Source organism: Trichormus variabilis 0441 (assembly GCF_009856605.1).
In the GTDB taxonomy this organism is placed as follows: domain Bacteria; phylum Cyanobacteriota; class Cyanobacteriia; order Cyanobacteriales; family Nostocaceae; genus Trichormus; species Trichormus variabilis.
Genome location: NZ_CP047242.1, coordinates 1,431,068 through 1,446,038 on the forward strand (window position 1 = coordinate 1,431,068; position 14,971 = coordinate 1,446,038).

The 14,971-nt window shown below is 42.4% G+C and carries 11 protein-coding genes; 2 read left to right on the top strand and 9 right to left on the bottom strand.

Annotated elements, in window-relative coordinates:
- Positions 1 to 48: 48 nt before the first annotated feature.
- The 3 genes from GSQ19_RS05655 to GSQ19_RS05670 all read right to left on the bottom strand — a co-directional run bounded on the left by GSQ19_RS05655 (position 49) and on the right by GSQ19_RS05670 (position 3,973).
- A complete protein-coding gene (locus tag GSQ19_RS05655; RefSeq protein ID WP_011317001.1) occupies positions 49 to 1,287 on the bottom strand; it encodes an acyl-CoA dehydrogenase family protein in 1,239 nt (412 codons plus the stop codon).
- 72 nt (positions 1,288 to 1,359) lie between these two features.
- A complete protein-coding gene (locus GSQ19_RS05660; protein ID WP_011317002.1) occupies positions 1,360 to 2,706 on the bottom strand; it encodes an LLM class flavin-dependent oxidoreductase in 1,347 nt (448 codons plus the stop codon).
- Positions 2,707 to 2,884: 178 nt separating this feature from the next.
- Positions 2,885 to 3,973, bottom strand: a complete 1,089-nt coding sequence (locus GSQ19_RS05670) for an LLM class flavin-dependent oxidoreductase (RefSeq protein WP_011317003.1) — start codon at positions 3,971 to 3,973, stop codon at positions 2,885 to 2,887.
- A 497-nt stretch (positions 3,974 to 4,470) separates the two neighbouring features.
- Between GSQ19_RS05670 and GSQ19_RS05675 the strand changes: the two genes are divergently transcribed.
- Both GSQ19_RS05675 and GSQ19_RS05680 read left to right on the top strand, forming a co-directional pair.
- Positions 4,471 to 5,742: an MFS transporter gene (locus GSQ19_RS05675; protein WP_011317004.1), complete on the top strand. Its 1,272-nt coding sequence runs from the start codon at positions 4,471 to 4,473 to the stop codon at positions 5,740 to 5,742.
- A 251-nt stretch (positions 5,743 to 5,993) separates the two neighbouring features.
- Positions 5,994 to 6,998, top strand: coding sequence for an aldo/keto reductase (locus GSQ19_RS05680; RefSeq protein WP_011317005.1), 1,005 nt, complete (start codon positions 5,994 to 5,996; stop codon positions 6,996 to 6,998).
- Positions 6,999 to 7,096: 98 nt separating this feature from the next.
- Here GSQ19_RS05680 and GSQ19_RS05685 read toward each other — a convergent pair whose 3' ends face one another.
- From GSQ19_RS05685 to GSQ19_RS05715, 6 genes are all read right to left on the bottom strand, one after another.
- Positions 7,097 to 7,768 (bottom strand): HAD family hydrolase, encoded by a 672-nt coding sequence (locus tag GSQ19_RS05685; protein WP_011317006.1) that lies wholly within the window; start codon positions 7,766 to 7,768, stop codon positions 7,097 to 7,099.
- A gap of 187 nt (positions 7,769 to 7,955) precedes the next feature.
- A complete protein-coding gene (locus tag GSQ19_RS05690) occupies positions 7,956 to 8,834 on the bottom strand; it encodes a bile acid:sodium symporter family protein (protein WP_011317007.1) in 879 nt (292 codons plus the stop codon).
- Positions 8,835 to 9,076: 242 nt separating this feature from the next.
- Positions 9,077 to 11,437 carry an arylsulfatase gene (locus tag GSQ19_RS05695; RefSeq protein ID WP_011317008.1) on the bottom strand — a complete coding sequence of 787 codons (2,361 nt, stop codon included), beginning with the start codon at positions 11,435 to 11,437 and terminating at the stop codon, positions 9,077 to 9,079.
- Between the two features lie 97 nt (positions 11,438 to 11,534).
- The gene (locus GSQ19_RS05700) at positions 11,535 to 12,530 is read right to left on the bottom strand and encodes a formylglycine-generating enzyme family protein (RefSeq protein WP_011317009.1); all 996 of its coding nucleotides are present in this window, start codon (positions 12,528 to 12,530) and stop codon (positions 11,535 to 11,537) included.
- Between the two features lie 418 nt (positions 12,531 to 12,948).
- Entirely contained in the window at positions 12,949 to 13,596 is a 648-nt protein-coding gene (locus tag GSQ19_RS05705; RefSeq protein ID WP_011317010.1) for an HAD-IA family hydrolase, read from the bottom strand.
- A 310-nt stretch (positions 13,597 to 13,906) separates the two neighbouring features.
- Positions 13,907 to 14,818, bottom strand: coding sequence for an exosortase-dependent surface protein XDP2 (locus GSQ19_RS05715; protein ID WP_011317011.1), 912 nt, complete (start codon positions 14,816 to 14,818; stop codon positions 13,907 to 13,909).
- Positions 14,819 to 14,971: the final 153 nt, after the last annotated feature.

Here is a 14,971-nt window from a genome sequence, read left to right on the forward strand (position 1 = left end):
CCAGATGAATTGAAAGTTCGTTCAATCATCTTGCCTGGATGGTACGCCTTAAAAAAATCCTCTCTGTGGCAAAGGCTTACCATTGATCTCGTAATCGCCAATTGCACGCGCCTTAAAGTGATTGGGGTTATGTGAGGATAAAGTACGGGCATTGCGCCAATGACGGTCAAAGTTAGAGCTTTTCTTGGTTGTCGAAGCCCCGCCAACTTCAAATAGTAAGGTGGCTGAACGTAACGCTAAATCATCAACAATTAGTTTGGCTTTAGCTGCATTCAAAGAAGTTTCTAACGCTACAGCCGTTTCTGCTTCTTCACTTTGAGCTTTAGCCGCAGAAAGGCGATCGAGTCCATCGGCTGCGGCTAAAACGATCGCTTCCGCCGCAAAGGCATGAGCAGAAATTTGTCCGACGGTTTGCTGCAAGATGGGGTCATCTGCTGCTTGCTCAGATACCGCATGGTAGAAAGTCCGAGATCGATTATGAACGAGGGTTGTGGCATCACGCAGAACGCTACGAATAATACCAGCGTTAATTGCTGTCAAGAATAATTGTGGGACGATATTGTATGGCAGATAATCTTTATCTGTATCTGTCTCAAAAATTACTTCTTCTGCCTCTACGCGCACATTAGTGAAGTTAGTCGTTCCTGTGCCTGTAAGCCTTTGCCCAAATCCATCCCAGTCATCTACAAGCTCAATTCCCTCACGGTTAGTAGGAATGAGGATAAACGCTGTAGTGCCGTCGGGTACTAGTACACGTACAAAAATCAAGTCTGCATAAAGGCTGCCGGTGCTGTAATACTTCGTCCCATTCAGACGATAGCCGTCGCCATCGGGCGTTAATTTTGTATTCACGACTTGACCGCCGCCAGCCCGTTTAACTTCCAATTCGGTAGAAGCAAGTCCAATAATTGCCCCATCGGCAACAGCTTTTAACCAGCGACGATTTCTTTCGGTGCGTTGAGAACGCAAAATTCGCTCTGTGACAGAAAAATGATTCCGCACAATGTGAGCCACGTTCGGGTCAGCATCGCCTAACTTAATCACCACCTCGAATAATTCCCGCGCCGTGCTACCACCACCACCTTCAGTGACGGGGATTCGCAATGCACCCAACCGGGAACGCCGGATTAAATCAACCACATCAAAAGGTAGGATGCGATCGCGATCGCGTTCACTAGCTCCCAGAGCAATGAAATCAAACAAAGCTTGTAGTTCAGGAGATTTAGGCGTAACCGGAGATGAAAATTTGAAGGTGGAATCTATAACTTTTTCTTCAATTTGAGTCATTGTTTTTCTCTCTATTTTTAGAACATTGGAGTATTAGGAAGAGATTTTGATGTTCAATTCAATCAAACGTATTTAGCTAGTCAATGCGGCTGTAGGTTGAAAGAAGCGGTTAGCGGGGCGAGCGAGTCCGAGATTTTCCCGCAAGGTCTTTCCCTCATACTCTTTGCGAAAGATGCCACGCCGTTGGAGTTCTGGGATTACCTCGTCTACAAAATCATTCAGCCCTTCAGGAAGAAACGGAAACATGATGTTGAATCCGTCAGAACCTTCTTCGTTCAGCCATTGTTCCATCTCATCGGCGATAGTTTGGGGCGTACCAACAAACGCTAATCCGCCATAACTGCCAATACGTTGAGCTAACTGACGGATAGTCAAGTTCTCGCGTTGCGCCAGTGCCACTACCCGCTCACGGGAACTGCGTCCGGCGTTAGTCTGGGGAATTTCTGGTAAGGGGCTATCTGGATCAAAGCCGGAAACGTCGTAGCCCAGCGCACTATTGAGGCTAGCAATGCCACTTTCATAATGTACTAGGCTGTCCAAATGTTCACGTTTGGCACGCGCCTCTGCCACAGTTTCACCCACGATGACCAACGCACCTGGAAGAATTTTGATGCTGTCTGGGTCACGTCCGATCGCTTGCGCTCGTCCCTTAATGTCTGCAAATAAAGCTTTGCCAGCCTCTAGATTACCAGCAGGTGCAAACACAACTTCGGCAGTTTCTGCTGCCAATTGCCTTCCGGCTTCGGATGCACCCGCTTGAACAATTACCGGCCAGCCCTGAATAGGTCTAGCGATGTTCAATGGCCCCCGCACAGAGAGATATTTTCCTTGATGATTCAAAACGTGCAGCTTGTCGGGGTCAAAATAAATCCCTGCTTCCACGTCCCGAATAAACGCATCGTCAGCAAAGGAATCCCAAAGACCTGTAACGACATCATAGAATTCTCTTGCTCGTCGGTAACGTTCGTCATGTTCCATTTCTTCTTCTAAGCCAAAGTTGAGTGCTGCGTCTGGATTGGCTGTGGTGACAATATTCCAGCCAGCACGACCACCACTGATATGGTCAAGAGAGGCAAAACGGCGAGCAATGTGAAAAGGTGCGTCATAAGTTGTAGAAGCAGTAGCTACTAGTCCGATGTGTTCGGTGACGCTGGCAAGGGCAGACAGCAAAGTAAAAGGCTCGAAAGAGGTGACAGTATGGCTACGTTTTAGTGCGTTAATTGGCATATTCAGCACTGCTAAGTGATCAGCCATGAAAAATGCGTCGAACTTTCCCTGCTCTAGTTTCTGGATGAATTTTTTGAGTGCTGGGAAATTGAAATTAGCATCGGGCAAAGCTCCTGGATAACGCCAAGCACCTGTATGTATACTTACCGGACGCATGAATGCACCCAATTTTAATTGCTTTGATTTACTCATTAGCTCTCCGCATATTTAATTAATGAATAGTATTTTTTGTTACTGTTAATTTTTGTAATTGAGAAGATGCAATTTAATCTCAATGTTCTTCCCAATCCCCAGTTACCATTTCAATGCACCTCTACTTCAAACGCTGCTTCATGTAAATATTTCAAAGCTTGAGTAATCTTTTGACCAGCTAATTCCACATGAAACTGACCAACATGGCGATCGCTGCACTTCCTACTGTTAACGCTCGCACTCTTGGTATAATCTCCCCAGCAAAACGCTCCATTTCTTTGACAAAAGGCTGGAATTGCAGCATGAAAGTATCAATTCCTACTTTGTTAAATTCAGCAATCCGATGAGCTACGGTGTCATAGCTTCCAACTAAGCCAGCCGCAGTTCCGCCATTGCTCCCCACACCAGGATATTTAGCCATATTTTTAAACATGACTACTTCCGAATCCACTCCTTTAAGTAGTTCTGAGCGATCGTCTTGTGCTAGTACCATTGCTCTCAGGGTTTGATATTCTGTTTCTGCTTCTGCGTCTGTTGGTCGAGCAATCACAAAAGCTGACATTGCAAAACCTAAAGGTTGAGAACGAGAGCTAGCTTTTTGATGAACCTGAGCGATGGTTTCGCGGATAACTTCAATTGGACGACCGTTGAGGAAAAATGTATGTGCTTGTTTTGCTGCTAGTTCTTGTGCTGGTTCTGACTCTCCACCCACATAGACGCGCGGATGTGGTTTGGCTATGGATGATGGGCTAAACCTTAAGTCTTTGATCTGAAAATAATTTCCCTGAAAATTAACTTCTTCTCCACTCCACAGAGCTTTGACAACACTAATCCATTCATCTGAATAGCGATAACGCTCATCATGTTTCAAAAAGTTGATTCCTGGTTTTTCCATTTCTGGCCTAAACCAAGCACTAACTAAGTTAATCGCAAAACGACCTCGACTGATTGCATCAATCCCTAAAGCCATCTTTGCTAAGACAGCTGGATGGAATAGTAGTGGTTTAACAGCTGCAATAATCTCAATAGAAGTTGTCGCTTCTGCAAGTGCAGATGCTGCTGTCCAGGTTTCTAGTTGGTCAAGTTCTTGGTTTCTGGGATTGATGATATGTTGTGCTATTAAAGTTGTGGTGAATCCGCACCTTTGGGCCAACTGAATTAAATTTTTGGCTCGTAAGTAACTAGCATCACGAGGTTCAAGAGGATGGTTCATCACGCCGCAGTTGCCGTAAACAGGTATCCAAATCCCGTAGCGTGGCTCAGTCATAGCTTCCCAGAACCCTTCTCAATAGGTGCTAAAAGTTGGTTTTGCATTTAGTTTGAGTTATACGGCAAGCCAGTAGATTTACCGTAGTATATATGAGATTTGCATATATGAGCCTAAAAAACAAGGGGGTCTTTGGATTCTGTGGCAGGGATTGGGAAGCAGAGGAAGCAAGAGAAGAATCTATATTAAACATTCAAATTCAAGATTTGAGCCTTTGACCCCTATCCTGGGATTTATATGTAGTTATCAGATAGCTTTCGGCAGGCGGGTACGCCATCCCACAACCTAAAACTAGATAACGAAACCAAGTACTAGGGGGATACAACGCCGCAATTTCCTATGTTTTTGCAGATATATTATCTGCTATGGCGATCGCATATCAATATACAAAAGTGTTAGCGCAGACAGATCGGCAATGGCTGTGGCGGTAAACTAAATGATTATTGCCTTATTATTAGCTAAGCTAACTATTCGTATACCATGATGAAATTTGCCTCATGAAAATTTGGCATAGAAAATTCGGGGAAAGCATCGGTAATATCACGTACCACCATTTACCTGCTTTACGCTGGCGTAACTTTCGCCTGTTTTTTGGCGGACAGTTACTATCAATGTCTGGGACATTTATGACCCAGCAGTTAACTATTCCTTGGTTAGTATATGATTTGACTAAATCTGCTTGGCTATTGGGAGTTGCAGGGTTTGTACAATTTTTACCTACCTTATTATTGATTCCCTTTTCGGGCATATTATCCGATCGCTGGAGTCGTCGTGACTTGTTAATGTTGGTGCAGATATTGGGAATTAGCGTTTCCTTGGCGTTAACGATTCTCACCTTTACCAATTGGATTACCTTTCCTATCCTATTGGTGCTAAGTGCGCTCAATGGTTTGCTTAAGGGATTAGATATGCCTGTGCGCCATACAATCGTCACCGAAACCGTAGACGATCGCGCTGATTGGAGTAATGCGATCGCTTTGAATTCAGTGATGTTAAGTTCCTCTCTAGTATTGGGGCCTGCTATGGGCGGAATTTTGATTGCTACGCTAGGGGTAAAATATTGTTTTCTCTACGACACCCTCAGCTATATCCCTGCAATCTTTACTCTACTAGCTATGCAGTTGCCTGTCAGACCGATGCAATCCCTGTCAGGAATTAGCAATACTTTACAGAAATTGGGGGAAGGTTTTGAATATGTCTCCAAATTCCAGCCGATTAGAGCCATTTTATTAATGCTAGCGTTACATGGTTTAGTTGGGATGTCTCATATCGCACTCATGCCAGTAGTCGCGGCTAAAATTTTAAATGGGGATGCAACTACAATGGCTCACCTTAGCACTTCAGCCCCGATTGGTTCTTTGCTCGCTTGTTTATATCTAAGTATCAGGCGAGGGATTGCAGGTTTAGAGCGTTTGATTGTAGCTGCTCAAATCTCGATTGGCATAAGTCTGATCTGCTTCTCTCTATCGCGTCAAATTGAACTATCCATCATCATACTGGTATTTATCGGCTGCTTTGCCATTCTACAGATTACGAGTAGCAATATGATTATCCAAACCTTAGTTGCTGAGGATAAGCGCGGACGGGTAATGAGTTTTTATGCCTTAGCAATGGTGGGTACAATGCCCTTCGGGAATTTGTTCGCTGGAACTTTGGCAGATAATTTTGGTGCGACTAATGCCTTGATTGTCTGTGGTAGTCTGAGTATTTCAGGTGCGCTCTGGTTCTCTTCACAATTGCCAGCTGTAAGCCGTTGGATTGCTCGATGAAAAATCGCCGATCTTTGTAACACAATGCAAGTTTCTGTGAAACAAACATCTCCCGCTACACCGTGAGGTTAGCGGGGAAGCGTAATCAAAATATCAACCATCTATAATTCTTAATATTTTAATCATTAATTACGGTAAACCGATTGGTTTATAGTATTTATGAACTGGCTTTTGCAAAGCAATGCTCATAGCTATCCAATACTCTAGGCGAATCCATATTAAGCGTCCCAACAAAAGGTAGAGCAGACAGTATGATCAAATATGTAAATCTTGGCAAAACTGGACTCAAAGTATCGCGTATTACTCTAGGTACGATGACTTATGGCTCGCGTAAATTGCGCGAATGGGTATTAGAAGAAGAAGAGAGTCGTCCATTTATCAAACTGGCTTTGGAATTGGGGATTAACTTCTTTGATACCGCCGATGTTTATTCCTTGGGTGCTAGTGAAGAAATCGTCGGGCGAGCGCTAAAAGACTTTGCCAAAAGAGATCAGGTTGTGATTGCTACTAAAGTACATGGTAAAGTCGGCGATGGCCCCAACGACCGAGGGCTATCTCGCAAACATATTTTTGATAGCATTGATGCTTCTTTGCGACGGCTACAGACCGATTATGTAGACTTGTACCAAATTCACCGTTGGGATCATGAAACACCAATTGAAGAAACCCTAGAAGCACTGCATGATATTGTCAAAGCAGGTAAAGTCCGTTATCTAGGAATTTCTAGTGTTTACGCATGGCAATTTGCCAAAGCCCTTTATACCGCAGATATCCACGGTTGGACTCGTTTTGTCTCCATTCAAAATCACTACAATCTAGTCTATCGGGAAGAAGAAAGAGAAGTGATACCCTTAGCCCTAGATCAAGGGATTGGTATTATTCCTTGGAGTCCCTTGGCACGGGGATTTTTAGCAGGAAATCGCAGTAAGTCAGACTATGGGCAAACACTACGGGCAAAAACTGACGAATTCGCTCACAATCTCTACTATCAAGATTCAGATTTTCAAGTAGTCGATCGCGTAGTAGAATTAGCCGCAACACGAGGTGTTAAACCCACACAAATCGCCCTAGCTTGGCTATTACATCAACCAGGTGTAACATCTCCCATCATTGGCGCTAGTAAGATAGAACATCTGAAAGAGGCTGTCGAGGCGGTGGATTTAGAGCTTTCTGATGAAGAGCGTAAATACCTGGAAGAACCTTACACACCCCATCCCATCTTAGGGCATCAGTACCCTTTGGGAAATCGTCCGTAGAAGGAACCCAAAATCGCTGGGTAAAAGTAAGCAGAGGATGCAGAGGAAGAAATCAAAAAAGTCTATACTTCCGTCTGCATTCTTTAGTTATTGGGTAACTAAAGAAGTTGAGATAGCTGCCGCATATCGTTAAACACTATCTTTGCTCCAGCTTCAAAAAGAGCAGTGCATCTACGCACAACGGCTTGTTGTGAAACATCGCTGTGATAAGCATAGCCAAAAACAGTCATTCCTGCTGCGGATGCTGCTTGTACACCCGGTACAGAGTCTTCAATTACAGCACAATATTCTGGATTAGTATTCATTTGCTCGGCTGCATAAAGATACACGTCGGGAAAAGGTTTGGGGCGCAAAACATCATTAGCGCTATATATTTTGCCATCAAATTTATCCAGAAGCCCCGTTAATTTCAATACCATTTGAATATGACGGTGGCTATTATTGGATGCCACACATTTTGGTAATGTAATTTGCTCCAATACTTCGCTAATGCCTGGAACTGGTTTTATTTCTTTCTCCAAAGGAGCCATTTCTCGCTCTTTACAAAGTTCCATAAAGTTTTTGGGCAATGGTTTGTTATAAGATGTCTCGATAATCTCTAAACAGGTTTTTAAGGACTTGCCAATAAATTTTTGAGTTACTTCTGCATAGGTGATAGGAAAACCAGCTTCAGTGAGCGTTTCTGCAAAAATGCGATTAATAATTGGTTCGCTATCAACCAAAACTCCATCACAATCAAAAATTACAAGCTCGAATTGATTTTGACCCATGTTTTTACCTCAAATTTAGGATTTTCTCATAAGATTGATAATTATTTATCCTTGATTTTTGAGGATAAATTCTCAAGGATTTTTCTAAAAAAACACCATTTTTGTTGATTGATCATATTAAAAATTTATTTTCAAAGTAGAATTTTATTTGCATATTCTTGATTTTTATCTAGTAAATGAGATGCGTTTACCCTGATATCTCTAACTGTTTAATGTCTCCATCTTTTGGCTGGTCTAATTCTATAAACTTTGGCCCCACAATCAGAACTGTTATCATCATTAATATACTTGTCACCATGATGATGCTCACAACGTTGGGATCGTCAAAATTACTTGAGCCTACTAATAATGCTGCGGCAAAATTTCGCTGTGCTGTTCCGACTCCTAGAACTCTTTGAGTGTCGATACCAGGCCCGCCTAAAAGATAACCAACGCTAAAGGAAAAGATAATAAATACTGCACAAATAAAGATTGCACCTGTTTTTAACAAACCAATAATATCATTGGTATGAATTATTAATCTGACTACTAATCCTAAAAATAGTCCAGTACTAGATAATTTGAATAAAATAGGCTGGATAACAGGAGCGATCGCCGCAAATTTGGCTTTAATAAATAGTCCAATTACTAACGGGCTAATCATCATCAATAACAAAGGTTTGCCAATGTCCCAAGAATTGATTTGCACACCTTGCACGACTAAAGGTAGTACTAATGGCATATAAAAAATCGTGCCAAGCATCAGCAACATCATTAATCCCACAGAAAAGGCTATATTGCCCTTAACTATTTGAGCCAGTTTAGGCAAAGCTGGCGGGCCTGATGCTAATGCCATGATGAGTAAACCATCTTTTAATGCTTCACTCAGAGGTACTATTTGTACTAGCAGATAAACAAAACTTGGCACCAATATAAAATTTGTCAGCAAGGACAATATGACAAGTCTAGGGCTGCGTAGTGGTTCCCAAATTTGTTTGATAGTGAGACCTAAACCTGCACCTAACATAGTAAACACAATGAATGTGAATAGTGCAAGTTTGTCGATTATTACTAATATTTCATTCATGATTTATAGTGGGGTTGGGCATGGGGCATGGGGCATGAAGCTTTGTTATTTCTCCTCTGCTTCCTCACTTCCATGCCCCATTCTTGATCTGACTTTTCACGGGATCTGGAAAACCCCTCTCCAAACCTCTCCCCTGCAAGGAGAGAGGCTTTGATTTCTCCCCCTTCCCTACTAGGGAAGGGGGCTGGGGGGTTAGGTCTGGCGTTAGCTTTTCCACATGACGTGAAAAGTCAGAATCTTGATTACTTCAAATCCAGGCTGACTTGTTGTAAGTTACCCGTGAAATTAAAGGGTACTTGGTAAGTGTCAACTACAGGAGTACCTGTATCTCTGCCTACATCAAAGGTTTCGTCTAGGGCTAAACGGTAAGCGATGGTTTTATCTACTCGACCTTCAGCTACCTGTTGATCGTTAATGAATAATTTGCCGATGCCACCTGCACCTACACCACCGTCATAATCAAAGTTGAACCGGATTGTAGATTTACCGGAGGGTAATTTTTCTGGTGATTGAATGGTATAGCGGGCAGTATTGGCATAGTTGTAAACATAAGTAGGCTTGTTATCCTCTAGGAAAAAACTCCAACCTGCAAAACGACCGCCTTGGGTTAAAATTACACCTTCTGCCCCTTTTTCTGGAACTTCTACATTAGCTGTAATAGTAAAGGAGCGATTTTTCAAATTTGGTGCGCTACCTTCGGGAATGCCGACTGTACCTGGATAGTAGGTGAATGTTGTGCGTCCTCTGGTGAGGCTGGGACGAATTTTAACATCAAATCTTTCCGCAATGCGATCGTCTAGGGGTAAGACGTTATGCTTCTTGGCTTCTTTTAAAAACAACTTTTGCAGTTTTTCTAGCTTCTGGGGGTTTTTCTTAGCTAGATTATTCGCCTCGCTGAAATCTTCGGCAATGTTGTACAGTTCCCACTCATCTGTATCAAAGCTACCTTTAACAGTTCGTTCCCAAGGTAAGCGACCATGACGCGCCGCAGCTACCCAACCTTCATCGTAAATGGCTCGGTTACCCAGCATCTCAAAATACTGAGTTTCCCGATGAGAAGGCGCATTAGGATTATTAAACGTATATGCGAGGCTAGTACCTTCTATTGGTCGTTGCTTCACACCATTCACTTCTTTCGGTACAGTAATTCCCGCTACTTCTAAAATTGTGGGTGTAATATCAATTACATGATGGAATTGGCTGCGAATGCCACCTTGGTCTTTAATATTTGCGCCCCAGGAGATTACTAAGGGGTTGCGAGTACCACCAAAATGAGAGGCTATTTGCTTTGTCCATTGGAAGGGAGTGTTAACTGCCCATGCCCAAGCAGCCGGAAAATGGTTGAATGTTTTGGGGCTACCTAAATCATCATAAGCAGCTAGCAGTTGTTGGAGATTTTCGGGTACAGCGTTGAAAACTTGCAGTTCGTTGACGCTACCTGTTAAACCGCCTTCGGCACTAGCACCGTTATCTCCCACCACATATATGACTAAGGTGTTATCCAGTTCACCGAGTTGGTCAACGGCATTAATTAACCTGCCGACTTCATAATCTGTATGGGCTAAAAATCCCGCAAATACTTCAGCCATGTGGGCATAGAGTTTTTGCTGTTCTGCTGAGAGGGAATCCCAAGCTGGGAGTTCTGGGGGGCGGGGAGTGAGTTGGGCATTGGCTGGAATTACACCTAGTTGCTTTTGTCGGGCAAAGGTTTCTTCGCGTAATTTATCCCAGCCTTGGTCAAATTTGCCTTGATATTTGTCAATCCACTCTTTGGGGGCGTGGTGGGGTGCGTGGGTAGCGCCGGTGGCGAGATAGGCGAAAAAGGGTTTTTCTGGAGCGATGGACTGTTGGTTGCGAATCCAGGCGATCGCATGGTCTACTAAGTCTGGTGTTAGGTGATAATCTGGCTTGTTGGGTTTATCTACACGCTTAGTGTTTTCCACTAAAGCCGGACTCCACTGATTAGTATCACCACCAAGGAAGCCGTAAAAATACTCAAATCCTAACCCTGTAGGCCAGCGATCAAAAGGCCCGACAGCACTGGTTTCAAAGTCTGGTGTATTATGCCATTTACCAAAAGCGGCTGTGTTATAACCATTTTGTCGCAGGATTTCGGCAACAGTGGCAGCACTTTTAGGCAAAACTGTTGTGTAGCCAGGATAACCTGTGGCTAATTCCTCAACTACCCCTGTATTCACTGAATGATGATTGCGTCCAGTTAATAAAGCTGCCCTGGTAGGCGAACACAGGGCAGTGGTGTGAAATTGGTTGTAGCGTAATCCTGTTTCGGCTAGGTGCGTTAAGTTGGGAGTATCCACAGGGCCGCCAAAGGTACTGGCTTGTCCAAAGCCCACATCATCTAATATGACTAGCAAGACGTTGGGGGCGTTGGCTGGGGCGGTGATGGGTTGGGGAAAGTCTGGTTGTGATTCTTTATAGGTGAGGCCAATTTTCCCCTTAAACGCTGGTAAGGGCAGGGGTAATACCTCAGATGTAGCTGCTAGGGCGGGGCCATTGACCATCAATAAGGTGATGAGCAAAGATAAAGCGATCGCCTTTGCTATTCTATAAAACAAATTCCCATTCTTGGATTTAAACTTCATTCTTCATCCTTTCTGTTTCTTTTTCAGAAATAAATTTAGAGAGAACTTGGAGCGCAGGCTTTCTTTGCTCCAAACTTCCGAGGGCTTGATACCCCTTTTAAGCAGGAGATATATTTTTCTCCTCCCCTGCTTCTCTTCTTCCCCTGCCTCCCCTGCTCTCTTGTGTTAGGTTCTTTACTAAGCGAAATCCGATATGAGTTGTTCCCGTATCCGGCGCTTGAGATTCTCGCGCTGCGGGACGGAAACGGCTGCAATAGTTAGGCGCACACAGATAAGAACCACCTTTAATTACGTGTAGGGCTTGTTCGCTGGGTTTATTGGGGTCAAAACTTTGTTCCGGGCCTGTAGGATTAACACTGTGGGTTTTGTGGTTATGTCCTGGCATAAACCAATCGGATGTTAATTCCCAGACGTTACCAGTCATGTCATAAAGTCCATAACCATTTGGTGGAAAGGAACCAACAGGGGCAATACTTGCGTAACCATCTTTTTTGGTATTGAACAAGGGAAATATTCCTTGCCAAGTGTTGGCTTTTTTCTCCGAGTATTGGTCACCCCAAGCATAAGTTGCAGCATCTAACCCACCACGGGCAGCGTATTCCCACTGAGCTTCTGTAGGTAGCGATTTTCCTGCCCATTGGGCGTAAGCTACAGCGTCTTCGTAAGCAATATGAACAACTGGATAGTTATCTTGATGTACAATTGCGCTTTCTTTGCCAAAGGGATGTCGCCAATTTGCCCCAGTCTGCCAATGCCACCAATTCAGTACTTTTGCTTCTGGCTGTACTATTGCAAACACTAAAGAACCCGGTAATCTCTGCTCATCTGGCAAGTCGGGAAACTGTTCCTTTGATAAAGGACGCTCTGCAACTGTGACGTAGCCCGTCGCTTTGACAAACTCTGCAAATTGGGAATTTGTGACCTCGTATTTATCTATACAAAAAGAACTAACTCTTACCTCTTGTGCTGAGAGTTCTTCTATATAACCGGAATTATCCGATCCCATCGTAAATGTCCCGCCGGGAATCATTACCATTTCTGGAGGACAGGGATTAGCGGTAGCAGCAAAAGCGGGAAGAATCGCCGTAGACATTGCTACTCCTATAACCAATAACAGCGCTAAAAAACTTTTCCTTAACACAGTGGTGTTGACTATTAACAAGAAGACATCAAAATGACTCAATATTGCTGATAAATATTTATCAGTCTATAAATATGCAAAAAATCAGCAATTTTTCATTTATCGAAAATTGCCATGAATTTGCACTAATTTAAAAACCTTATATTGTTTTAAATTTACATCATACTTTATACTGATAGATTTACCGTACTTAAAGCAATATTGATAACCTACCTCTTAAGCAAAAATAAGTCAAGAACTTTGTTTGCTGGCATTAATATAGCCTGTCAAATCCTAGACTATCGCAATAGAAGGATTCGTAATTCAGGCAACGGTTCTCGATATGTCCTGTCACCAAAAGTTATTAACTTATTACATATCCTGGGGTATTTTATGAGCGATCGCATTTTATCGCGTAAATATTATCAAGCCGTTTTTTAAGAAATTTCATATTAGAAAATACATTAGTTCTTTCCTCTGCTTCTTCCTCTGTTGAATATTTCAAAGCATAGATTCCGGCTGAATGTGCGGCTTGAATTCCGACATCGCTATCTTCAATTACAACACAAAATTCAGGAGGGAAGCCCATTTTATTAGCTGCGTATAAAAATAAACCTGGGTCGGGTTTCCATGAGCCTACATCATAAGAGCTAAACAAGCTATCGCCAAAATAATGCGATATATTTGTGACATTTAGAGCCGTGCGAATTTTTGCCATTGGCGCGCTTGAAGCCACGCAAATAGGATATTCCAGAGTTTCGAGCATCTCTGGAACGCCTGGGATTGGTTGCAAGTAAAATTCAAATAATTCATTCACTTTTTGACGATATATTACCTCAAAATCAACAGGTAACTTTACGCCATATCTTATTTCTATATCCGCTAAAATTAAAGCTAATTTTCTACCACGATATCGATAAATCAGACTATCGATTGATTCGTTGATAAAAAGTAGCAAATCGATAAATGCTTGGTTACAAAGTCTCTCGCTATCAACTAACGTTCCATCTAAATCAAAAATGATACAAAGATTCTTCATTTATGAACAATGACAAAAGAAATTATTCCGTTTCAAATCGTTGACGGTTAACAGTCAACCGTCAACAGCCAACTAACTTTGATAAGGGCGCGGTAGTTGATGCAATTTATGAGCAGAGTCTAATTCACTATTATTTTTTCTGCCATATCCCCAACCTACAATGCGACGATATTCACCCATAATCCCACTGTCAATTAACTCATCCTCGTTGACTGCAACATTGGTATGAGATTGGGGTGCATTGGTAGGGCAAACCTAAACGCAGACATTGCAATTAATGCAGAGTTGATGGCTGACAAGCTCGATTAAATCAGCCTCTAACTTGTGTCCGACGTTTGAAGAGGATTCCGACACTAGTAACAGCTAGTAAACTTACAAAAGTAGCAGGTTCAGGAACAGTTTCAATATTAGCTGCCACAATTTTAAAGTCTGGGCCGTTATCTCCAGGAACGTTAGAATTCGCCCTGTTATTATTAGCACTGGTTAATCTTAATGTTTTTGTGCCAGTTCCATTCAAAGTAATACCGATAGAACCGATATTGAAAGGCCCATTATTCAGGATTGGCTCAACTACTGTACTAATGTTATAGTCAGCTTTGGTATAGTTTTGTCTCAAGATTTTGTAACTAGCGATAACAGCATCGTTATCATCCAAAGCTTCTACCAATAAATCGCTATCTCCAGCAATATTTGAGCCTGCTGCTCCACCACGTTCCCAAAAGAAGAAGGTATTCACTGGATTAGCAAACGAAACTTCGATAATAGCTTTATCTGCATTTTCTCTTGTGACTAAAATACTATTTAAATTTAAGTTCCCTAAAGTACTGACAATATCTTGAGCAGTTGGATTTGGTTTTGAAGGCCCTTCTGGGACTAAGTTATCATTAGCAGTATTTGGCCCTCGTCCTGAATGGAGTACACCGAAAATATCACCATCAGGCAAAGTGTAAGTATCATTTTGAAGAATCGTGGCTTCTGTAACAACTTCAAAGTTAGAAATTTTTCTACTATTGAATTCGACTGAATCTAGCCGGATATCTCTAGTTGGGTCGTTGAGTAGTTGGCCTGTAGGATCATTAATCGCAGTGGCAGTAACATTGGTTTTAAACGAAAATGCACTGAATGTTGCGGCTTGAGCAGGTAGTGTCACCAAAAAACAACCCATTGATATAGAAGCAACACTTGTCAAGAGCTTAATTGTTTTTACCAACACAATTTTCATTCGTATTACACCTGAGTAGACATTACAAAAATTTGCATCAGTGAATCAAATAGACTATTCAGCAGAATAAATTAGGACACAAAATCAAAATCATGTGACCAAATTTCTGCGTTTATAAAAGTCTCAAATCTTTTCACAACGCTATTGATTAGT